Origin of the sequence: Acidovorax sp. GBBC 1281 (genome assembly GCF_028473645.1) — a bacterium.
In the GTDB taxonomy this organism is placed as follows: domain Bacteria; phylum Pseudomonadota; class Gammaproteobacteria; order Burkholderiales; family Burkholderiaceae_C; genus Paracidovorax.
Map to the genome: position 1 here is coordinate 5,477,602 of NZ_CP097269.1, position 20,243 is coordinate 5,497,844.

The window sequence follows — 20,243 nt, forward strand, 5'->3', positions numbered from 1 at the left end:
GTGGGGGCCCGCCGGTGCCTGTCGCGGGACGTATCCGCGCGCCACGCGTCCCACGGGGCGAGCCCGTGGCGCCAAGGCCCGGCCGGACAAGCCCATGCTTGCAGGCCGCGTGCGGCAGGCGCCGGCACCCTGGATCGAATCGGGCCTCAGCGCAATCAAATCACCGGCATATAGCTATTATTTTCATAGCAACACCTCATCTCCCGAAGCCCGTCGTCACTCTCAGAACTTGGGGATGCGGATGCGGCTGATCATGAGCGAGCCCGACAGCGCGAACAGCAGCACCAGCGGGTGCAGCGTGAACCCGCCCAGCACCACGCTGCCGAACCACAGGTGCTCGCGCACCGCGCCCAGGGAGGCGGCCAGCGCCATCAGGGCCACGAGCACGATGGAGGTGGGGATCGGCGTGCCCTCGAAGTATTTGACCTTGCCCGAGCCTTCCGACAGCGTTTCGGCGGTGACGTTGTAGCGCGCCAGGCGCGAGACGCCGCAGGCCACGAAGTACGCCAGCACGATGCGGTCGTACAGGCCCTGCATGCCGCAGGCGTAGGCGATGATGGCCGGCGCCACGCCGAACGAGATCACGTCGGCCAGCGAATCCAGCTCGCGCCCCATGGCCGAGGACTTTTGCCGCCAGCGCGCGATGCGGCCGTCCAGCACGTCGAAGATCAGCGCCGCCAGCACCAGCGCGCAGGCGAAGTACACGTGGCGCACCTCGCCGGTCTCCAGGAACGTCATGGACGAGAACAGCGCCCCCACGCCGCACACGGCGTTGCCCAGCGTGAACCAGTCGGCGAGGTGGAACTCGCGGATCATCGAAAAGCGCTTGGGGGTGGACTGGGACATGGACTCTCCTGGGTGGATGGCGGCCGCCGCGCGCCGTGGAAGGCGGCGGTGGCAATGCCTGCCGATTATGGGCGGCGCCCCGGGGCGCGCACCGTCAGGCATGTCCTACGGGCCCGCTACGGCCCGGCCGTGCCGCGCCCGCCGGTCGCGATGGGTGCGCGCACGGTCTCCAGGTGGATGCTGGTCTCGGTGTTGCTGATGCCCTTGATGAGGCGGATGCGCTCCAGCGCGTGCGCCAGCTCCGCCAGGCTGCCCACCTGCAGCTCGGCCAGCAGGTCCCACCGGCCATTGGTGCTGTGCAGCGCCAGCACGCTGGGCTCGCCCAGCAGCGAGGCCGTGACCCGGCGCGCGTCGTTGCCCTCGATGGAGATGCTGGTCCAGGCCTGCAGCCCGCCGCCCGTCTCGCGCTCGGGCCGCAACCGCACCGTGTAGCCGACGATCACGCCCGTGTCCTCCAGCCGGCGGATGCGGTTGGTGACGGTGCCGCGCGACACGCCCAGCCGCGTGGCCAGCGTGGCGACGCTGGCGCGGGCGTTGTGGCGCAGCTGGGCGATCAGTTGCTGGTCGATGTTGTCCATTTCGGCAATTCCTTTGAGCAAAAAGCCAGTTTTTTGCGCTTATGCGTGCATTTTTGCCGATTTGAATTGGCGCGCCCTTGTGGGACGCTTGGGAACCCCATGCCGCCCCGACCCCCGTCGCGTGGCGCGCCCACCGACGAGGAGCCGATCCCATGACCCCCGACCAACGCCCCATCCCCGGCACCATGTCCACCGAGTTCCTGAGCGCCACGCGCGCCGCGCAATTGGTCGGCCGCACCGGCGTGGTGGAATGCCTGCGCGGCATGGCGCAGGCCATCGAAGAGGACTACGCCCGGTGGCAGGACTTCGACAAGTCCGCGCGCACCGCGAGCCATTCGCCCAACGGCGTCATCGAACTCATGCCCGTCGCCGATGCCCGCGACTACGCCTTCAAGTACGTGAACGGCCACCCGGTCAACACCCGCCGCGGCCTGCCCACGGTGATGGCCTTCGGCGCGCTGGCCGACGTGGCCACCGGCCACCCCTCCTTCCTGAGCGAGCTCACCCTCACCACGGCGCTGCGCACCGCGGCCACGTCGGCCATGGCCGCGCGCTACCTGGCCCGCCCGGACAGCCGCAGCATGGCGCTGATCGGCAATGGCGCGCAGAGCGAGTTCCAGGCCCTGGCCTTCGTGGGCCTGCTGGGCATCGGCGAGCTGCGCCTGTACGACATCGACCCGGCCGCCACGGCCAAGCTGGCGGCCAACCTCGCGCCGCTGGTGGCGCGGGGGGAACTGGAGATCGTGCGCTGCGCCAGCACCGCCGAGGCCGTGCGCGGCGCTGACATCGTCACCACCGTCACCGCCGACAAGGCCTACGCCACGATCCTGCACGGCGATCTGGTCGAGCCTGGCATGCACATCAACGCCGTGGGCGGCGACTGCCCCGGCAAGACCGAACTGGCGGCCGAGGTGCTGCGGGCGGCCAGCGTGTTCGTGGAATACGAGCCCCAGACCCGCATCGAAGGCGACCTGCAGCAGATGCCCGCCGACTTCCCCGTGACCGAGTTCTGGCGCGTGGTGCGCGGCGAGGCGCCGGCCCGCACCTCGCCCGCGCAGGTCACCGTGTTCGACTCGGTGGGATTTGCGCTGGAGGACTATTCCGCCCTGCGCTTCATGCGAGCCCTGGGCCGCAGCGAGGGCCTGCTGCAGCCGCTGGAGCTGATTCCCGACCAGGCCGACCCCAAGGACCTGTACGCGCAGATCCAGCCCTGGATCGCCCTGGGCACGCCCGCAGGCGCCCCCCCGCTGGTGCAGGCCGCCGCCCACCTGGCGGAAGCACTTTAAGAACGGGTGGGCCGCGCAGGACACGGCACCCATCGTCACCGTCCGCGTGCACACTGCACGCGCCCCATGCCGTTTTGCGCATGCCGCCAGACCGCATGCGGGTGAAAACTTTGGCGCCACGGCGCCCGCACGCCGTGCGTTTCCAGGAGATGAACCCATGACCGACACCGCAACCCCCGCCCCGCACACCCGCGCCACCCTCATCGGCGCCCCCACCGACGCCGGCGCCGCGCGCCTGGGCGCGGCCATGGGTCCCGACGCCCTGCGCGTCGCCCAGCTGGGCCCGGCCCTCGCGCGGTTCGGCGTGGACGTGGAAGATGCCGGCAACCTCTTCGGCCCGCCCAACCCGCAAAGCGCCCGGGGCGACCACGGGCTGCGCAACCTGGCGGAATGCGTGGCATGGAACCGCGCGGTGCACGACGCCGTTTCCGCGCAGTTCGCCGCCGGCCGCATGCCCATCCTGCTCGGGGGCGACCACCACCTGGCGGTGGGCTCGATCAGCGCCGTCGCGCGGCACTGCCGCCAGACGGGCAAGCGCCTGCGCGTGCTCTGGCTCGATGCCCACGCGGACTGCAACACGCCCGCGATCTCGCCCAGCGGCAACGTGCACGGCATTCCCGTGGCGAGCCTGTACGGCTTCGGCCCCGAATCGCTGTCGGCCCTGGGCGGCGCCGTGCCCGCGCTGCAGGGCGCGCAGCTGTGCCAGATCGGCCTGCGCAGCGTGGACGACGAGGAAAAGCGCCTGATCCGCGAGCTGGGCATCGAGGTGTACGACATGCGCTCCATCGACGAGCTGGGCATGCGCGAGGTCATGCGCCGTGCGCTCGACGGGCTGGAGGGCGAGGCCGGCGAAGGCGTGCATCTGCACCTGAGCTTCGACGTGGACTTCCTCGACCCCGAGATCGCCCCCGGCACCGGCACCACCGTGCGCGGCGGCCCCAATTACCGCGAGGCGCAGCTTTGCATGGAGATGATCGCGGACACGGGCCGCCTGGCCTCGCTGGACATCGTGGAGCTGAACCCCGCGCTCGACATCCGCAACCAGACCGCAGAGCTGGTGGTCGACCTGGTGCAGAGCCTGTTCGGCAAGAGCACGCTGGTGCGCGCCCGCCCCGCGGCCGCGTGACGGCGTGACGGCGTGACGGCGCGCTGACGCACTGAAGCGCTAATGCGCCGCAGCGGTGGCCGCGCGCTGCTGCGCGAACGCCACGTACCAGGGCAGGCAGCCCGGGTTGGCCATGGCGTCCTGGTTGACCACTTTGTCCAGCGGCTGGCCCAGCAGCAGCTTCTTGATGGGCAGTTCCTGCTTCTTGCCGCTCAGCGTGCGCGGCACCTCGGCCACCTGCACGATCTCGTCCGGCACGAAGCGCGGCGACAGCGCGGTGCGGATGGCCGCGGCGATGCGCCCGCGCAGGGCGTCGTCCAGCACCACGCCGCCCCGCAGCGCGACGAAGAGCGGCATGTAGCTGTCGCGGCCCAGTGATTCCAGATCGACCACCAGGCTGTCCAGCACCTCCGGCAGGGCCTCGACGGCGCGGTAGATCTCGCTCGTGCCCATGCGCAGGCCGTGGCGGTTGATGGTGGCGTCGCTGCGCCCGTAGATCACGCAGCCGCCGTGGCGGCCGATCCGGATCCAGTCGCCGTGGCGCCAGACTGGGCCCATGTCCACGGGCCCGTCGCCCCCGCCCGGCCGCCGGCCGTGGCCCGGCGGGTACATGTCGAAGTAGCTCGCCAGGTAGCGCTTGCCTTTCGGGTCGCCGCCCCGCCCGGCCGGGCCCGGCTCGCCATCGCCCCACAGGTACAGCGGCATGGACGGGATGGGCTGCGTGCACACCAGTTCGCCCACCTCGTCGATCACCGGCTGGCCCTCGGCGTTCCAGGCCTCGACCGCCGCGCCCAGCATGCGGCACTGCATCTCGCCGGGCACCTGGGGCAGCTCGCGGTGCCCGCCGATGAAGGCGCCGCAAAAATCGGTGCCGCCGGAGATGTTGTTCCACCAGATGTCGCCGTCCGCATGCCCCGACACGCCCAGCGCGCGGAACTGCGCCGTGCCCCAGGCCTGCACCTCGGGCGCGAGCGGCGAGCCGGTGGTGCCCAGCGCCCGCACGCGCGAGAGGTCGCCGCAGTCCGTGAGCGACAGGCCCGACTTCATGCAGTTGGCGTAGAAGGCCGCGCCCGCACCGAAGAACGTCACGCCCGTCTCGGCGGCGAAGCGCCAGAGCGTGCCCCAGTCGGGCCGCTCGCGGCTGCCGCCCGGGTTGCCGTCGTAGATCACGCACGTCGTGCCCGCCAGCAGGCCGCTCACCTGCGCGTTCCACATCACCCAGCCGGTCGAGCTGTACCAGTGGTAGCGCTCGCCGAACGAATTGGGCTCGTAGCTGCAGCCGATGTCGTTGTGCAGCCCCTTGAGCTGCAGCGCCACCAGCACCATGCCGCCATGGCCGTGCACGATGGGCTTGGGCAGGCCGGTGGTGCCGCTGGAGTAGACGATCCACAGCGGGTGGTCGAACGGCAGCCACTCAGGCTCGAACGCAGCCACTTCGGCATCGTTTTGGCCGCATGCCCTAGAAAAATCTGCCGTGTCTGCTATCGTTTCAGGAGCATGCAGGTGCTGCACCACCACCATGTGGGTGACCGAGGGCAGCGCCGCGCGCAGCTCGGCCAGCACGCCGGTGCGGTCGTGGTCGCGCCCGCCGTAGGTCACGCCGTCCACTGCGATCAGCACCTTGGGCGCGATCTGGCGGAAGCGGTCCAGCACGGCGGCCGTGCCCATGTCGGGCGCGCACACGCTCCACACCGCGCCCAGGCTGGCCGTGGCCAGCAGGGCCACCATGGCCTCGGGGATGTTGGGCAGGTAGGCCGCCACGCGGTCGCCGCGCCGCACGCCCTGGCGGCGCAGGTGCAGCGCGAGCGAGGCGACCTGGCGGCGCAGCTCGGGCCAGGACAGCTCGCGGTGCAGGCCGCGCTCGTTGCGGCTCACCACGGCCGGCAGGCCCGCGGCGTGCGCCGGGTCCACATGGCGCAGCACCTGGCGCGCGTAGTTGACCTGCGCCCCGGGGAACCACACGGCCCCCGGCATCGCATTGCGCGCCAGCACGGCCGTGTGCGGGGTGGGCGACTGCAGATCGAAGTAGTCCCAGATGCTCTGCCAGAACGCATCGAGGTCGGTGACGGACCAGCGCCAGAGCGCGTCGTAGTCCGCGAAGACGAGGCCGTGGCGGGCCTGCAGCCAGTCCTGGTACAGGCGGATCTGGGGAACGAACGGGGGGGTGTTTTTTGTCTCCATGGCGCCGCATGCGTAGCGTGCGCCACCGCCGCTGTCACCGGGCGGGCGTCCCCGAATGGACAAAGCCGCCGGCCGGGTGCGGCGGGCGACTTTGCGAAGGGGGACGGCAGCGGGGCCCTGCCCGCCGGCCCCGGGGTCAGTCTGTCAGCTCGTGCACGCTGGTGATGGCGTAGCCCTTTTCCTCGATCTGCGCGGCCGGCTGCGCGATGCCGTAGTCGTCCCAGTGGTCGGCGTTCTCGTCCATCTCCTGGCCGCGCGCCTCGGTGTCCCAGTCCACGTTGATCGCCTCCTGCGGGATGGGGCGCCCTTCGGGCACGGCGAGGTGGGAGAACTTGCCGTCGGCTTCGGCTCGGCGATAGATGTCAACGCGCATGGGGGAGTCCTTTTCGGAAATGAGACGCAAAGGCTGTCCACTCTATCGAGCGGGGTTCTGGCGGGGCGTAGGAAAACACCTCTCGCGGGAGGGTGGGACCGGAAGGCGCCCACCCCCCCCCCACGCCCTGCAAAAACCAAAAAAGGCGGCTGGGCCTTCGCCCGCCGCCTTTCTGGTTTGGCTGCCTTGGCGGGCCGACTACTTCGCCGAGGCCAGGTCGCGCATGCGGTCCGCACGGCCGCCCGCGTCCGGGTGGGTGGACAGCATGGCGTCCATGCCGCCGCTCTTGCCGCTCAGCGAGGCGATCTTGCGGAAGGCCGACTCCATGGCCTGCACCTTGTACTTGTGCTTCTTCATGAAGGCCAGGCCGTAGTCGTCGGCGGCGGTTTCCTGGCTTTGCGAGAACTGGCTGTTGACCAGCTTCTCGCCCAGGGCGCCCAGGTCGGAATCGGCCAGGCGGCCCACGCCGCCCGCGGCGGACGCGGCCTTGCGGCCGGCGGAGGCCATGTAGGCCGTGCGCATGGCCGACAGCGAGTGCTGCAGCTTCACGTGGCCGATTTCATGGCCGATCACGCCCAGCAGTTCCTGGTCGTTCATCATGTCCATGAGGCCGCTGTACACGCGGATGGAGCCGTCGGCCGTGGCGTTGGCGTTCACGTCCTTGCTCAGGTACACCTTGAAGTTCAGCTTCATGCCGTCTTCGTTCACGTGCTTCTTGGTCAGGCGCGCCAGGCGCTGCGCGTACTTGTTGTTGGCCGGGGCGGCGTTCTCGGTGCGGTCTTCGTAGTTGCGGTACTGCAGCGAGACGGTCTTGAGTTCTTCGTCGGACACGGTCACGGCCTTGAACACGTCCAGCGCGGCGCCCGCCTTGTTTTCGGTGCTGCTGGAGCTGGAACCGCCGGCGGTGGCCGCGCCCAGCACGCTGGAGATGGCCGAGGTGCCGGAACCGCTCTTGCTGCCATCGCCCGTGGTGGCGCAACCGGACAGCAGCAGGGCGAGCGCAACGGCGCTCAGTGAGAACTTCTTCATGGAAACACTTTCGTTGAGGTCTGGAAACAAGCGCCAAGGGGCGGCGGATGCGGTGCTCGGGAGGCTCTGCGGCCCCTTGGCGGCCATGGAGTGGACCGGGCAGGCGGAAATTGTTTCACGGGCCTTTGAAAGGCCATACGGCATGCCGCCGCGAATGCATCGAGTTGTATCAACGGCTTGGCCACCGTTCCCGCCGCTTTACAAAGTAACGAAACGCCTTGGCACCATAGGGTGAACCACCCCGTACACAACCTTTTGTTTCAATAAAGACGCCATCAACGGGGAACGAAACGGTGCTCCGCTACACCGCGACCTCGAAGAGCCGGCCCGACAACGGGGCCTTGGCCAGCACATCCAGCGGCACCGGCTGGCGCGCCGTGGTGATGAACAGCCGCCGCCCGTCGGCCCCGCCCAGTTCCACGTCGGTGGGACAGGGCACCGGCAGCGCGACGACGCGGTCCAGGCTGCCGTCGGGCAGAAAACGCACCACACTCCAGCCATCGCGCAGGGCCGTCCACACCCCGCCCTCCGCATCCAGCGCCAGGCCGCTCACCCGGCCCGAGCCCTTGGGCACGGAGACGAGGCGGCGCACGGCGCCGGTCTCGGGCTGCAGCGACAGGATGGCGCCCGTGTCCGGCACGGCGGCCCAGAGGGTGCCGTCCGCCGCGCGCCAGCGCAGGCACTGCACCGGCTCGGGCAGGCGCCAGCGCACCTCCAGCGGCGCGCCGGGCCGCAGGCAGCCTACGGCGCTGCCGCCCTCGGGCGTCTCGCACGCCAGCCACAGTTCGCCGCCGGCACCGCGGCAGACGGCCTGGGCCGGCAGCGCGGGCCAGGGGGCCAGGCGCTGCGCCGGCCCGCCCCGGGGGAGCGCGAAGGCGCCGTGGGCGCACCAGGCGATGGGCGGGGGCGCGGTGGCGGGGCCGGCACCGGCCGCTTGCGCCTCGCCGCTGCTGCCGTCCTGCCCCAGCAGCAGGCCGTGCACGGGGCCTTCGGCCTCGGCCCAGAGCGTGTCGCCTTCGTCCCGCGGTCCCACCGCCCGCAGCGCGGGGGCGAGGGTGTCGGCCCAGAACAGCCGGCCGCTGGCTGCGCACCAGCGCGGGTGGGCGCCGTGGAACGCCCAGGGGCCGGGCACGGGGCGGGCCTCGGCATCGCCCAGCGTGGGGCGCACGCCGTGCAACTGCGCGCCCACACGGCGCGCGGCCTCGGCCACCTCGGGGCCCAGCAACTCCAGCCGCTCGGGCGTGAGCCGCCAGGCCGGCCCGGCCACGCTGAGCGCGCCGCGCACCTGGCCCAGGCCGTCGATGATGGGCGCGCCCACGCAGCGCACGCCGGGCACGATCTCTTCGTCGTCGATGGCGTAGCCGCGCGCCGCCGTCACGCGCAGCTCCGCCAGCAGGCGCCGCCGGTCGGTCAGCGTGCGGGGCGTGAGGGGGCGCAGCACCAGTTCGCGCACCAGGGCATCGCGCGCCGCGCTGTCCATGGCGGAGAGGATGGCCTTGCCCTGGCTGGTGCAGTACACCGGCTTGCGCTGGCCCAGCGCGCTGGACGAGCGCTGGCTGTGCGCGCCATCGCAGCGCTCCAGCGACACCACGTCGCGCCCGTCCAGTGCGGCCAGATAGGTGGTCTCGCCCGTCAGGTCGCGCAACGTGCGCAGTTCCATCACGGCCGCCGCGGCCAGGTCGGGCATGGCATGGGCCTGGCGTGCCAGCTCGAAGCAGCGCACGCCCAGGCAGTACACCTTGCGCAGCGGATCGCGGCGCAGCATGCCGCGCGCCACCAGCGTGGCCAGCAGGCGGTAGGCCGTGGTGCGGGGCAACGCCAGCCGCGCTGCCAGGTCGGCGTGGCTCAGGCCTTGCGGCGCGGCGCCCACGGCGTCCAGCACGTCGAGGGCTTTTTCGAGCGCGGCGGTGCCGTCTCCGGGCGATGCAGGCATGTTTGTCTCACGAAATGGAATTCAGAACCGCGCGGGGAAGGGGCAGCGGGCCGCAGGGATTTTAGGCGGCTCGCCCTTTCATTACGATGGCAGGCTCCCAACGGCGGGCCCCTGCCGATCGGCGAACAATTCCATTCAGTGAGACAGCAGGCCGCGACGGCCCTTGCCCTTTTCAGGAACCTCCATGCCCGACAACACCCTGCAATCCATCGACGCCCGCACCGGCCAGCCCCATGGCGCCGCCTGGCCTGAATCCACCCCGGCCGAGATCGACGCCGCCGTGGCCGCCGCTGCGAGCGCCGCCGATGCCTTCGCCGCCACCCCAGCCGCCGACCGCGCCGCCCTGCTGCGCGCGCTGGCCGAGGCCCTGGAGGCCCAGCGCGAAGCCCTGGTGCCCGTGGCCGACCGCGAAAGCGGCCTGGGCCCGGTGCGCCTGAACGGCGAGCTGGACCGCACGGCCTTCCAGTTGCGCGGCTTTGCCGACGTGCTGGAGCGCGGCGCGGCCCACACCGTGCTGGACGACGCGGCCGTGGCCGGCGCGCCGCCCGCCGGCCGCCCGCGCCTGACCCGCGTGCGCGTTCCCGTGGGGCCGGTGGCCATGTTCTCGGCCAGCAACTTCCCATTCGCGTTCTCGGTGCTGGGCGGCGACACGGCCTCGGCCCTCGCGGCCGGCTGCCCGGTGGTGGTGAAGGCGCACCCCGCGCACCCCGAGCTGTCGCGCCAGACCGCGGCGCTGGCGCAATCCGTGGTGGCCGCGCGCGGCCTGCCGGCCGGCGTGTTCCAGCTGGTGCAGGGCGGCTCCATCGAGGCCGGCGTGCGCCTGGTGCAGGCGCCGGCCATCGCGGCCGTGGCCTTCACCGGCTCGTTCAAGGGCGGCACGGCGCTGGCCAAGGTGGCCGCAGAGCGTCCGCGCCCGATCCCGTTCTACGGCGAGCTGGGTTCGGTGAACCCGCTGGTGGCGCTGCCTTCGGCATTGCAGGCCAACGGCGCCGCGCTGGCCGAGACGCTGGCCGGCTCCATCTGCCTGGGCTCGGGCCAGTTCTGCACCAGCCCCGGCGTGATCGTCGTGCGCCAGGACGCCTCGGGCGATGCCTTCGTGCAGGCGCTGGCCGACAAGCTGCGCCCCCTGGCGCCGCACGCCATGCTCACCCCCGGCATCCGCGGCGCGTTCGACCGGGGCGTGGCCGCATGGCGCGGCCACGGCAAGCTCCGGGCCCTGGTGAGCGAAACGGCCGAGGCCGGCGCCACGCCGCGCCCGTTCCTGGGCGAAGTGCAGGCGGCCGACTTCATCGCCGACCCTGCGCTGCACGAAGAGGTCTTCGGCTCCGCCGCGCTGGTGGTGCGCGTGGCCTCCATCGAGGAGACCGTGGCCGTGCTGCAGGCCATCGGCGGCTCGCTCACCGTCACCCTCTGGGGCGCAGATGCCGACACCGCCGAGCACCGCACGCTGGTGCGCGCCGCCACGCAGGTGGCCGGCCGCGTGCTGTTCGCGGGCGTGCCCACCGGCGTGGCCGTGACCGGCGCGCAGATGCACGGCGGCCCCTACCCCGCCAGCACCGCGCCGTTCACCACGTCGGTCGGCTACGCGGCGCTGGACCGGTTCCTGCGCCCCGTGGCGCTGCAGGACGCCCCCGCCTGGCTCATCGAGCGCAACGGCGTGCCCTGCTGAAGGGCGATGCGGCGGGGGCGAAGCCAGCGCGCGGCAACCAACGCGCGGGTCAGGGCTGCCCGCGCACCTTCTTGACGAGGGTGTCCGCCGGCCGGATGACCCGGCCATCCTCCCGTCGCAGCAGGGCTTTCGAAAGCGGCTTGCCCGTAGTGCGATCGACCAGCACCGAGTGCTTCTCGCCCCGGGCGTACAGGTGCGCCTCGCCCCATTGGCGCAGGGCCACGACCACCGGGAACAACGTCTCTCCCTTGGCCGTCAGCACGTACTCCTGGTAAGCACTGCCATCGGAGGCGGGCGCGATCTCCAGCACGCCCTCTTTCACCAGCGTGCGCAGGCGGTCGCTGAGGATGTTGCGCGCTGCGCCCAGGCTGGCCTGGAACTCGCCGAAGCGCCGCAACCCGTCGAACGCGTCCCGCACGATCAGCATCGACCAGCGGTCGCCCACGATGCCGAGCGACCGAGCGACGGGGCAAGGGAACCGGCAAGGCTTTTTCGCTGGGCCAAGCGGGCACCTTAATGACGTGTGGTGCGGCGTGCGAGTCGCCAACGTGCACTACGTCCAGCCTCTGCTGGCTGCGCTGGCGCTGGATAAGTTAGACATGCGGGTAAAGGAGTAACTTCCTCTCCAACTTCCGGTCCTCGTGACCGGATTTCCACAGTGGCCGCCAAGCCCCCGAGAGCAAGAAAGCTCGACAAAGCCGAGACCTGATCTCGATGGGATTGCGATCGCAGCCGCTTTCACATAAGGAAGCCGGGAAGGACCCGCGCGAAAACTAGAGGGAGGGGTTGGAGTTCTACGAAGAAACTAAATAAGAACGCCTACAGCTGCACCGGACCCGCATCACGATGCCGTTCAATTTAATAAACAAACTATATGAACCCGTGGCTACTTCGTGCGATTTACTACCAAAGGCTCGGCCGCCAGCGTGTGAATCCTAGCGGCCAATTCACGTCTGTACTTGTAATCCCGTTTCGTGCCGAAGATAGCCATCCCATACATGAAGATGGCAGCAGGGGCCGCAGCCAAGAACATCAACGGGTTGTCTTTAACGCTACTCATAGCCATCGAGGCCAAAGACTCCTCCTGCGGCGCGGGCTGAGCTGCCAAATCGGCTAAGGTTTCATCGCTGTAACGCCTAGTGCAATAGACGCTGGCATGCACCACGTTGTTGTAGATACCCACTATCTTGTGCAGGCCGTATTTGTAGTCAGCGTGTGAATGCCTGAACCGCGCCGCCTCCTGCCGTGCAGCGGTCTCGGTGTACTGCACCAGCTCAATGTCTTGGACGCGCAGTTGGTCGCGTAGACGGTGCCAGTGTGGGTCGAGGGGACGAAGGTAGGTGGGTAGTGCCATGGTGGCGCTGTAAAGCGTTCTAGGGCGTAAACAAGCCCAACTAAGTGGGCTAGGTATAAGCACTATACGCACAGACAAGTGCATGCCAATACACGGGCTGGCTACTACAGGCCCAGGGACCACCGGCATCGCGCTGGCCTGCCTGCTCGCGTCGTGGGTGCCCATCGCGTGCGCGGGGCACACGCTGTGGGCCCTGGTGCTCGGCATCGTCCTGCTCGACCTGGGCGGCCAGGCCATCCACGTGGTCAACCAGAGCCTGATCTTCAGCACCCGGCCCGAGGCGCACGGCCGCCTGGTGGGCTGCTACATGCTGTTCTACGCGGTGGGCAGCGGCCTGGGGGCGGTGGCATCGACCGCGGTGTACGGCCTTGCCGGCTGGCCCGGCGTGTGCGCGCTGGGCTTGGGGCTCAGCCTGGCGGCGCTGCTCTTTTGGGCGGCGACGCTGCGGGCGATGCCTGCGCAGGGGGCGTGATCCGACCTTGATCCGGCGCCCATCCATTTTCCTGGAATCATTTCCATTAAACTGGAGGCATGGACATCAGTACCCGCCTGGCCCGCCGCGTGCGCGAACTGCGCGATGCGCGCGGCCTCTCGCTCGACGCCCTGGCCGAACGCAGCGGCGTGAGCCGCTCCAACATCTCGCTCATCGAGCGCGGCGAAAGCAGCCCCACCGCCACCGTGCTGGACAAGCTGGCCACCGGCCTGGGCGTGGCGCTGGCCTCGCTGTTCGATGCGCCCCAGGCCGAGGGCGACGAAGGCCGCGCCGCGCCCTCGCCCGTGGCCCGCGTGGCGCAGCAGCCCGTGTGGACCGACCCCGCCTCCGGCTACCTGCGGCGCAACGTGTCGCCCACGGTGGCGTCGCCGCTGCAGCTCGTGGACGTGGTGTTTCCGCCGGGCCAGCGCGTGGCCTACGAGCGGGCCGACCGCGGCGCGGAGATCCACCAGCAGATCTGGATGATCGACGGCCGCATGGACATCGCGCTGGACGGCACGGTCTGGCGGCTGGAAGCCGGCGACTGCCTGGCCCACCGGCTGGAGGGCGCCGTCGAATACCGCAACCCCACGCGCAGCCCCGCGCGCTACCTGGTAGCCCTGGCCACCCTGCCCGCCATTCCACCCCACCCGACCCGGAGCCCGACATGACCGCCGCCACCTCACTCGCCACGCCCTCTGCCGAAGTCCCCGCCGTGACCGTGCGCCGCCTGGGCGTGAACGAAGCCGCCGCCTACGTGCCCGCGCTGGCCGAGGTGCTGATCGACTGCGTGGCCGGCGGCGCCTCGGTGAGCTTCATGCACCCGCTGGCGCACGACAGGGCCGTGGATTTCTGGCGCGGCGTGGCCGAAGGCGTGGCGCGCGGCGAACGGGCGCTGCTCATCGCCGAAGCGGTGGACAGCGGCGCGGTGCTGGGCACCGTGCAGCTCGTGCTGGCGCAGCCCGAGAACCAGCCGCACCGGGCCGACGTGGCCAAGATGCTGGTGCATCGCCGCGCCCGCCGCCAGGGCGTGGCCCGGCAATTGCTGGACGCCGTGGACGCGGTCGCCCGGCAGGAGGGCAAGACCCTGATGGTGCTGGACACGGTGACCGGCGGCGACGCCGAACGGCTCTACGCCCGCGCCGGCTGGCAGCGCGTGGGCGAGGTGCCGGGCTATGCCCTGATGCCCGACGGCGCGCCATGCGGCACCACGTTCTTCTACCGCGCGGTCTGACGCAGAGGGCCGTGGCCCCATGGTCCGCCGGGGCGGCGCGAGGCATTGGGGTCTTTTCGGCCTCCAAGGCAATCGATACTAGGGCATTTCGCTATTGAATTAATAGCAAACCGATCCAACCCGGCCGGCCACGCTCCCTTGACCCAATGCAAGCCCATGGCATGGCCGGGCCCGCACAATGGACGCCGGCGCCCGCCGGGCGCTCCGCCTCCCTTTCTCTTGTCTCTTCTCCCATGTCCCAGCAGCATTGCGACGTTCTCATCGTCGGCGCGGGCCCGGCCGGCCTCTCGCTGGCCATCGCCCTGTGCCAGGCCGGTTTCACCAGCACGGTGCTGGACCGGCAACCCGCCACCGCGCTTGCCGATCCCGCGCCCGATGGCCGCGAGATCGCGCTCACCCACGCCAGCGGCGACACGCTGCGCCGCCTGGGCACCTGGGCGCTGCTGGCCCCGCACGAGATCGGCCGCATCGCCGAGGCCCGGGTGCACGACGGCCCGGTAGGGCGGCACGCGCCGCTGCGGCTGCACCCGGGCCAGGCCGCGGACCAGGGGGTCGCGCACCTGGGCTGGATCGTGCCCAACCACGCGCTGCGCCGCACCGCCCACGCCGTGGCGTCGCAGCGGCCGGGCGTGCGCATCCTGGCCGGCGCGCAGGTGGCGCAGGTGTCCGTGGCGGCCGACGATGCGGCGGTGGAAACCATGCCGGCCGCTGGCGATGCAGGCGATCCGGCCGCGCCCCGCACGCGCCTGCAGGCCCGGCTGGTCGTGGCCGCCGACAGCCGGTTTTCCGCCACCCGCCGGCAACTGGGCATCGGCGCGCGCATGGCGGACTTCGGGCGCACCGTCATCGTCTGCCGCATGCGCCACGCAGCACCCCACCACGGCATCGCGCACGAAGCCTTCGGACACCACCGCACCCTGGCCGTGCTGCCGCTGCCGGACGACCCGGCGGACGGCGCGCCGCAGTGCTCCGTGGTCGTCACCACCGGCGCGGCCGAGGCGGCGGCCCTGATGGCGCAGGACGCCGCCACGTTCGCCGCGCAGGTGCAGGCCCAGTTCGCGGGCCGGCTCGGCGCGATGGCGCTGGTGGGCGAGCGCCACGCCTACCCGCTGGTCGCCACCTATGCGGACCGCTTCGCCGGGCACCGCTGCGCGCTGCTGGGCGATGCCGCCGTGGGCATGCACCCGGTGACCGCCCATGGCTACAACCTGGGCCTGGCCGGCGTGGAGGGCCTGGCGCGCGCCCTCGCCGACGCACGGCAGCGCGGCCAGGACATCGGCAGCGCCGACGCGCTGCGGCCCTATGCCCGCGCGCACCACCGCCGCGCCTGGCCGATCTATGAAGGCACCAACGCCATCGTGCGGCTGTACACCGACGCGCGCCCCCTGCCCCGCGCCGTGCGTCAACTGGTGCTGCAGGGCGCCCGGCGGCTGGCACCGCTGAAGACGGCCATCGTGGGGGAGCTGACGGGGCGCAGTCCGTGGCGGCCGGCACCGCTCGGGGCGCCGGGCGACGCGCCGCTGCGGTGAGCGCCGCGGCGCACGGGGTTCTTGCATAAGATCGCTGCCGACGCCAACGTCCCGCCCCTTTCTCTCCGAACCGATCCCCATGCCCCTCGCCCCCTACCTCGACACCGCCCCCGCGCTGGACGCCGGCGTCTACCTCCACCCCTCGGCCCAGGTGATCGGCGATGTGCACCTGGGGCGCGACAGCTCGGTGTGGTGCAACGCGGTGCTGCGCGGCGACGTGAACCGCATCGTGGTGGGCGAATGCTCCAACGTGCAGGACCTGGCCATGGGCCACGTGTCGCACCGCCATCCGGGCAAGCCGGACGGATCGCCGCTCGTGATCGGCAGCCACGTCACGCTGGGCCATTCGGTGATCCTGCACGGCTGCACCATCGGGGACGAGTGCCTGATCGGCATGGGCAGCATCGTGATGGACGACGCGGTGGTCGGTGATCGCGTGATGCTCGGCGCCGGCAGCCTGGTCACGCCTGGCAAGGTGCTGGAGAGCGGCTACCTCTACACGGGCCGCCCGGCCGTGCGGCAGCGGGCGCTGACACCGCAGGAGATCGCGTACCTGCGGTATTCGGCCGAGCACTACGTGCGCGTGAAGAACAACTACCTCGCGGCGCCGCAGGCGGGCGCGACGGCGGCTTGAAGCCCTGGCCGCGCGTCGCGCCCCTTCAGCGCGCGGCGGGCGCCGCCGCTTCTCGCCACCACTGGCGGGACGGCGCCGGGGCCCGGATGTCCAGCCGCTCGCCCATCGCCGGCGCCACCAGCGGCACGCCGGCTGCGGCGGCCAGCGCGGTGATGCGCTCGAAGGGCTCGGTCCACGGGTGCAGCGACAGGTCGAACGTGCCGTTGTGGATGGGCATCATGTGGCGGCCCTTCACGTCCAGATGGGCCTGCAGGCTCTGCTCGGGCTGCATGTGCACGTCGGGCCAGTCGGCGTTGTAGGCGCCGGTTTCCACCAGCGTGAGATCGAACGGGCCGAAGCGCTCGCCGATGGCCTGGAAGCCGTCGAAATAGCCCGTGTCGCCGGTGAAGAAGATGCGGGTGTCCGCCGTCATCAGCACCCACGACGCCCACAGCGTGCGGTTGCCGTCCGACAGGCTGCGCCCCGAAAAATGCTGCGCCGGCGTGGCCACCAGGCGCAGCCCGCCGAGGGTCGTGCCCTGCCACCAGTCGAACTGCTGCACCTTGGCCGCCGGCACGCCCCAGGCGATGAGCCGGTCGCCCACGCCCAGCGGCGCGACGAAGTGCTCCACCTTGGGCGCGAGTTTCAGGATTGCCGCGTGGTCCAGGTGGTCGTAATGGTCGTGCGAGAGGATCACGCCCGCGATGGGCGGCAGGTCTTCGATGGCCAGCGGCGGCGCATGAAAGCGCTTGGGGCCCAGAAACTGCACCGGCGAGGCGCGCTCGGAAAACACCGGGTCGGTGAGCCAGAACCGGCCGTCGAGCTTGAGCAGCAGGGTCGAATGCCCCAGCCGCCACAGGCTGTCGTCCGGCGCCTGCAGCAGTGCGGCGGTGGTGAGGGGCCGCACGGCGATGGGCCGGTCCGGCACCGTGTCCGCGGGCTTGCCAAGGGCGAAGCGCCACAGCACGCCGAGCGTCTTGAGCGCGCCCAGGCGGTGCCGGGGCGCCACGTTGCGAAAGCGCCCGTCAACGAACTGGGGCGACTGGCCGTACGGAGCGGCCGGCGATTCGGAACAGGAGGACATGCGGTGAGCCATGGCGATGAAGGAAGTGAAGCAGCCGGGAAATCCGGAACATGCGGCGAGGCAGGGAGCAAAGCCTTCGCAAAAACTGCACTGCACAGTGTAGTGTTCGATTCAGAAAAGTAAACTGCCCAGTGTAAAATTTTGCCTATGACCGCCATCGCTCCGCCGCCCTCCCGCCTGACCGACCGCAAGCGCCATGCCATCGTCCAGGCGGCGATCGGCGAGTTCCGCGAGCACGGCTTCGCCGGCACCAGCATGGACCGGGTGGCCGCCGCGGCCGCGGTCTCCAAGCGCACGGTCTACAACCATTTCCCCAGCAAGGACGGCCTGTTCGCCGCCATCCTCGGGCAGCTGTGGGACCGCAGCCAGTCGCTGGCGGCCCCGGGGCACGATCCGCAGCGGCCCCTGCGCGCGCAGTTGCTGGAGCTGCTGGAGCGCAAGATGGCGCTGCTGGGCGATGCGGCGTTCATGGACCTGTCGCGCGTGGCCATGGCCGAGATGCTGCACACCCCGGCCCGCGCGCAGGCCATGGTGTCGCGCCTGGGGGAGAAGGAAGAAGGCGTTCCCGCGTGGATCCACGCGGCGCAGCAGGCCGGCCGCCTGCGTGGCGGGGTCGATCCGCAATATGCCGCGCACCAGTTGCAGGGCATGGTCAAGGCCTTCGCCTTCTGGCCGCAGCTGGCGCTGGGGCAGCCGCCGCTCACGCCGGCCCAGCAGCGACAGGTGCTGCACGACGCGGTGGACATGTTCCTGGGCTTCTACGCCGTGCCCGGGCCGGGCGCCGCCACGTGAGCGGACGCCGGCCGGCGCGCTACAGCAGCCCCCGTGCCGCCTGCATCACCCGCTGGGCGAGCCGCTCCAGCCGGGGCGGCTGCTGCGCCCAGCCGTGCCAGTACAGGGCCACGTCCGTCGCCGCATCGGGCAGCACGTCGATCAGCTCGCCGCGCTCGATGGCATCGCCGATCTGCAGCTCCGGCACCATGCCGTAGCCCAGCCCCAGCCGGATCGCCGCGACGAAGGGCTCCGATGCCGGCACGTAATGGCTCGGATAGGCGCTGGCCTGCAGCCCGAACGCATTGAGCAGCGCGTTGGCCTGCAGCGGGTCCTTGCGGTTGAACACCACCGTGGGGGCCCGGCGCGCCGACGCCCGGGTGATGCCGCGCGGCCCGAACCATTGCGCGGCGAATGCGGGCGAGGCCACCAGCCGGTAGCGCATGCGGCCCAGCGGCTCGGCCGTGCAGCCGCGCATGGCATGCGGATGGGCCGACACGCAGGCATGGGCCAGGCCGGCCTCCAGCAGCGCGTGCGTGTGCTCCTGGTCGTCCACCACCAGTTCGATGGCGATGCGCTCGCGCTGCAACACGCCTGACAGCGCCGGCAGCAGCCAGGTGGCGAGCGAATCGGCATTGACCGCGAGCGTGACGGCGAAGAACGCATCCGCCTCCCCATCGCCGCCCGAAAGCCCCGCCAGCAGGTCGTGTTCCATGACGCGGGCGCGCTGCAGGTGCTGCAGCAGTTGCCGGCCCGCCCGGGTGGCGCGGCTGGGCCGCCCGCGCACGATGAGCGGCTGGCCGAGCCGCGTCTCCAGCGCCCGCACGCGCAGCGACACCGCCGAGGGCGTGATGTGCAGCGCGGCGGCGGCCTGCTCGAAGCTGCCCGCCTCGGCCACGGCGAGAAAGGCCTCGCATTGTTTTGAATCCAGTGCCATGGCTCCTTTGGGGTTGAAAGCTGAGGAATTCTCAGCCAAGTCGATATTTTCCCAATTCAGGATGGGATTCGGCCACGGCCCCAGACAATTCGCCGATGTGGTCTTCCATCACCCCTTTTCTGCATGGTTTCGGCGCCGGGGCCGGCCTGATCATCGCCATCGGTGCGCAGAACGCGCATGTGCTGCGCGTCGGCCTGCTCGGGCGGCACGTGGCCCTCACGGTGGGCACCTGCATCGCCATCGACGTGATCGCGATCGCCGCGGGCGTGGCCGGCATGGGCGCGCTGATCCAGGGCCAGCCGTGGCTGCTGGCGATCGCCCGCTGGGGCGGCGCGGCGTTTCTGGCCTGGTACGGCCTGGGGGCGCTGCGCCGCGCGTTGCGGCCCGATGGCGCCCTGGCCGCCGGCCTGGGCGCGCCGGGCGCGGGCCCCACGGCGCGGCAGGCGCTCGCGGCGGTGCTGGCCGTGTCGCTGCTCAACCCGCACATGTACCTGGACACCGTGGTGCTGCTGGGCGCGCTGGGCGGCCAGCAGCCGGCAGGCCAGCAGCTGCGCTTCACGCTGGGCGCCACCACGGCCTCCACCCTGTGGTTCCTCACCCTCGGGCTGGGCGCGCGGCGGCTGGCGCCATGGTTCGCCCGGCCGGTGGCCTGGCGCTGCCTGGACGCGGGCATCGCGGCGGTCATGTTCTCGATCGCTCTGTTCCTGGCCTTCACCCCACTGCATTCCACCCCATGACCGCACCCCTCCTCGCCACCCGCAGCATCACGCTCGCCACCCTGCCCTCCCTCTACGCCGTCGCCCGGCTCGCGCCACAGGCGGCCATTCCGCCGTGGGCCGATGGCGAGGGGTTCGTCTCGATCTCGCGCAGCGGCGAGGAGCTGTCGATCACCTGCCTGCAGGCGCGCGTGCCGGACGGCGTGCAGGCCGACCGGGGCTGGGTGGCGTTCCGTTTCGTAGGGCCGTTCAGCTTCGGCGAGACGGGCATCGTCCTGTCGGTGATCCGCCCGCTGTCGGAGAACGGCATCGGCATCTTCGTGGTCTCCACCTTCGACGGCGACCACCTGCTGGTGTCGCAGGCGGACGGCGAACGCGCCAGCGCGCTGCTGGCCGCCGCGGGCCACCGGGTGGTGCCGGCGGCCGGCTGAAGCGGCATGGGCGGGCGGGGACCGAAGGCGGGCAGAATCGACCGGGTCGCCGGCTTGGGGCTTTCCGCCCTCCCGCAGCCGGCCCCTTCGCACTGGAGCCCG

General features: G+C 71.3%; 19 protein-coding genes and 2 pseudogenes. 11 read left to right on the top strand and 10 right to left on the bottom strand.

Features of this window, described 5'->3' with window-relative positions; translation table 11 throughout:
- Nucleotides 1-222 precede the first annotated feature (222 nt).
- The gene (pssA, locus tag M5C96_RS25675) at nucleotides 223-846 is read right to left on the bottom strand and encodes a CDP-diacylglycerol--serine O-phosphatidyltransferase (protein ID WP_272566151.1); all 624 of its coding nucleotides are present in this window, start codon (nucleotides 844-846) and stop codon (nucleotides 223-225) included.
- 116 nt (nucleotides 847-962) lie between these two features.
- Nucleotides 963-1,424, bottom strand: coding sequence for an Lrp/AsnC family transcriptional regulator (locus tag M5C96_RS25680; RefSeq protein WP_272566153.1), 462 nt, complete (start codon nucleotides 1,422-1,424; stop codon nucleotides 963-965).
- Nucleotides 1,425-1,576: 152 nt separating this feature from the next.
- On the opposite strand from M5C96_RS25680, the gene M5C96_RS25685 reads away from it, so the two are divergent.
- Nucleotides 1,577-2,710: an ornithine cyclodeaminase gene (locus M5C96_RS25685; protein WP_272566154.1), complete on the top strand. Its 1,134-nt coding sequence runs from the start codon at nucleotides 1,577-1,579 to the stop codon at nucleotides 2,708-2,710.
- A gap of 157 nt (nucleotides 2,711-2,867) precedes the next feature.
- Entirely contained in the window at nucleotides 2,868-3,836 is a 969-nt protein-coding gene (gene rocF, locus M5C96_RS25690; protein WP_272566155.1) for an arginase, read from the top strand.
- A 39-nt stretch (nucleotides 3,837-3,875) separates the two neighbouring features.
- On the opposite strand, the gene M5C96_RS25695 is transcribed toward rocF, so the two are convergent.
- From M5C96_RS25695 to M5C96_RS25710, 4 genes are all read right to left on the bottom strand, one after another.
- Nucleotides 3,876-5,996, bottom strand: coding sequence for an acetoacetate--CoA ligase (locus tag M5C96_RS25695; RefSeq protein ID WP_272566156.1), 2,121 nt, complete (start codon nucleotides 5,994-5,996; stop codon nucleotides 3,876-3,878).
- A 136-nt stretch (nucleotides 5,997-6,132) separates the two neighbouring features.
- Complete coding sequence (locus M5C96_RS25700) at nucleotides 6,133-6,369, bottom strand: DUF6139 family protein (RefSeq protein WP_272566159.1); 237 nt, start codon at nucleotides 6,367-6,369, stop codon at nucleotides 6,133-6,135.
- A gap of 198 nt (nucleotides 6,370-6,567) precedes the next feature.
- Complete coding sequence (locus M5C96_RS25705) at nucleotides 6,568-7,398, bottom strand: M48 family metallopeptidase (protein ID WP_272566160.1); 831 nt, start codon at nucleotides 7,396-7,398, stop codon at nucleotides 6,568-6,570.
- Between the two features lie 301 nt (nucleotides 7,399-7,699).
- Nucleotides 7,700-9,331: an IclR family transcriptional regulator domain-containing protein gene (locus M5C96_RS25710; RefSeq protein WP_272566161.1), complete on the bottom strand. Its 1,632-nt coding sequence runs from the start codon at nucleotides 9,329-9,331 to the stop codon at nucleotides 7,700-7,702.
- 184 nt (nucleotides 9,332-9,515) lie between these two features.
- Here M5C96_RS25710 and M5C96_RS25715 point away from each other — a divergent pair, with 184 nt between their 5' ends.
- Entirely contained in the window at nucleotides 9,516-11,000 is a 1,485-nt protein-coding gene (locus M5C96_RS25715; protein WP_272566162.1) for an aldehyde dehydrogenase (NADP(+)), read from the top strand.
- Nucleotides 11,001-11,049: 49 nt separating this feature from the next.
- Here M5C96_RS25715 and M5C96_RS25720 read toward each other — a convergent pair.
- Nucleotides 11,050-11,504: pseudogene (locus tag M5C96_RS25720) on the bottom strand (winged helix-turn-helix transcriptional regulator).
- Nucleotides 11,505-11,886: 382 nt separating this feature from the next.
- Nucleotides 11,887-12,354 carry a hypothetical protein gene (locus M5C96_RS25725; protein ID WP_272566164.1) on the bottom strand — a complete coding sequence of 156 codons (468 nt, stop codon included), beginning with the start codon at nucleotides 12,352-12,354 and terminating at the stop codon, nucleotides 11,887-11,889.
- Nucleotides 12,355-12,478: 124 nt separating this feature from the next.
- On the opposite strand from M5C96_RS25725, the pseudogene M5C96_RS25730 reads away from it, so the two are divergent.
- From M5C96_RS25730 to M5C96_RS25750, 5 genes and pseudogenes are all read left to right on the top strand, one after another.
- Nucleotides 12,479-12,826, top strand: a pseudogene (locus M5C96_RS25730) (MFS transporter); the annotation flags it as partial.
- 59 nt (nucleotides 12,827-12,885) lie between these two features.
- A complete protein-coding gene (locus tag M5C96_RS25735) occupies nucleotides 12,886-13,497 on the top strand; it encodes a helix-turn-helix domain-containing protein (protein WP_272566165.1) in 612 nt (203 codons plus the stop codon).
- Nucleotides 13,494-14,060, top strand: a complete 567-nt coding sequence (locus M5C96_RS25740; RefSeq protein ID WP_272566167.1) for a GNAT family N-acetyltransferase — start codon at nucleotides 13,494-13,496, stop codon at nucleotides 14,058-14,060. Before M5C96_RS25735 ends, M5C96_RS25740 begins: the two co-directional genes overlap by 4 nt.
- Before the next feature lie 233 nt (nucleotides 14,061-14,293).
- Nucleotides 14,294-15,589, top strand: coding sequence for a 5-demethoxyubiquinol-8 5-hydroxylase UbiM (gene ubiM / locus M5C96_RS25745; protein WP_272566169.1), 1,296 nt, complete (start codon nucleotides 14,294-14,296; stop codon nucleotides 15,587-15,589).
- A 79-nt stretch (nucleotides 15,590-15,668) separates the two neighbouring features.
- Entirely contained in the window at nucleotides 15,669-16,223 is a 555-nt protein-coding gene (locus M5C96_RS25750) for a gamma carbonic anhydrase family protein (RefSeq protein ID WP_272566170.1), read from the top strand.
- A gap of 25 nt (nucleotides 16,224-16,248) precedes the next feature.
- On the opposite strand, the gene M5C96_RS25755 is transcribed toward M5C96_RS25750, so the two are convergent.
- Entirely contained in the window at nucleotides 16,249-17,286 is a 1,038-nt protein-coding gene (locus M5C96_RS25755; RefSeq protein WP_272566171.1) for an MBL fold metallo-hydrolase, read from the bottom strand.
- A 147-nt stretch (nucleotides 17,287-17,433) separates the two neighbouring features.
- On the opposite strand from M5C96_RS25755, the gene M5C96_RS25760 reads away from it, so the two are divergent.
- Entirely contained in the window at nucleotides 17,434-18,078 is a 645-nt protein-coding gene (locus M5C96_RS25760) for a TetR/AcrR family transcriptional regulator (RefSeq protein ID WP_272566172.1), read from the top strand.
- A gap of 19 nt (nucleotides 18,079-18,097) precedes the next feature.
- Here the strand turns inward: M5C96_RS25760 and M5C96_RS25765 are convergent, their stop codons facing one another.
- Nucleotides 18,098-18,994 carry a LysR family transcriptional regulator ArgP gene (locus tag M5C96_RS25765; protein ID WP_272566174.1) on the bottom strand — a complete coding sequence of 299 codons (897 nt, stop codon included), beginning with the start codon at nucleotides 18,992-18,994 and terminating at the stop codon, nucleotides 18,098-18,100.
- Between the two features lie 95 nt (nucleotides 18,995-19,089).
- On the opposite strand from M5C96_RS25765, the gene M5C96_RS25770 reads away from it, so the two are divergent.
- Both M5C96_RS25770 and M5C96_RS25775 read left to right on the top strand, forming a co-directional pair.
- Nucleotides 19,090-19,731, top strand: coding sequence for a LysE/ArgO family amino acid transporter (locus tag M5C96_RS25770; RefSeq protein WP_272566175.1), 642 nt, complete (start codon nucleotides 19,090-19,092; stop codon nucleotides 19,729-19,731).
- Nucleotides 19,728-20,141 carry an ACT domain-containing protein gene (locus tag M5C96_RS25775; protein WP_272566176.1) on the top strand — a complete coding sequence of 138 codons (414 nt, stop codon included), beginning with the start codon at nucleotides 19,728-19,730 and terminating at the stop codon, nucleotides 20,139-20,141. Before M5C96_RS25770 ends, M5C96_RS25775 begins: the two co-directional genes overlap by 4 nt.
- Nucleotides 20,142-20,243 lie beyond the last annotated feature (102 nt).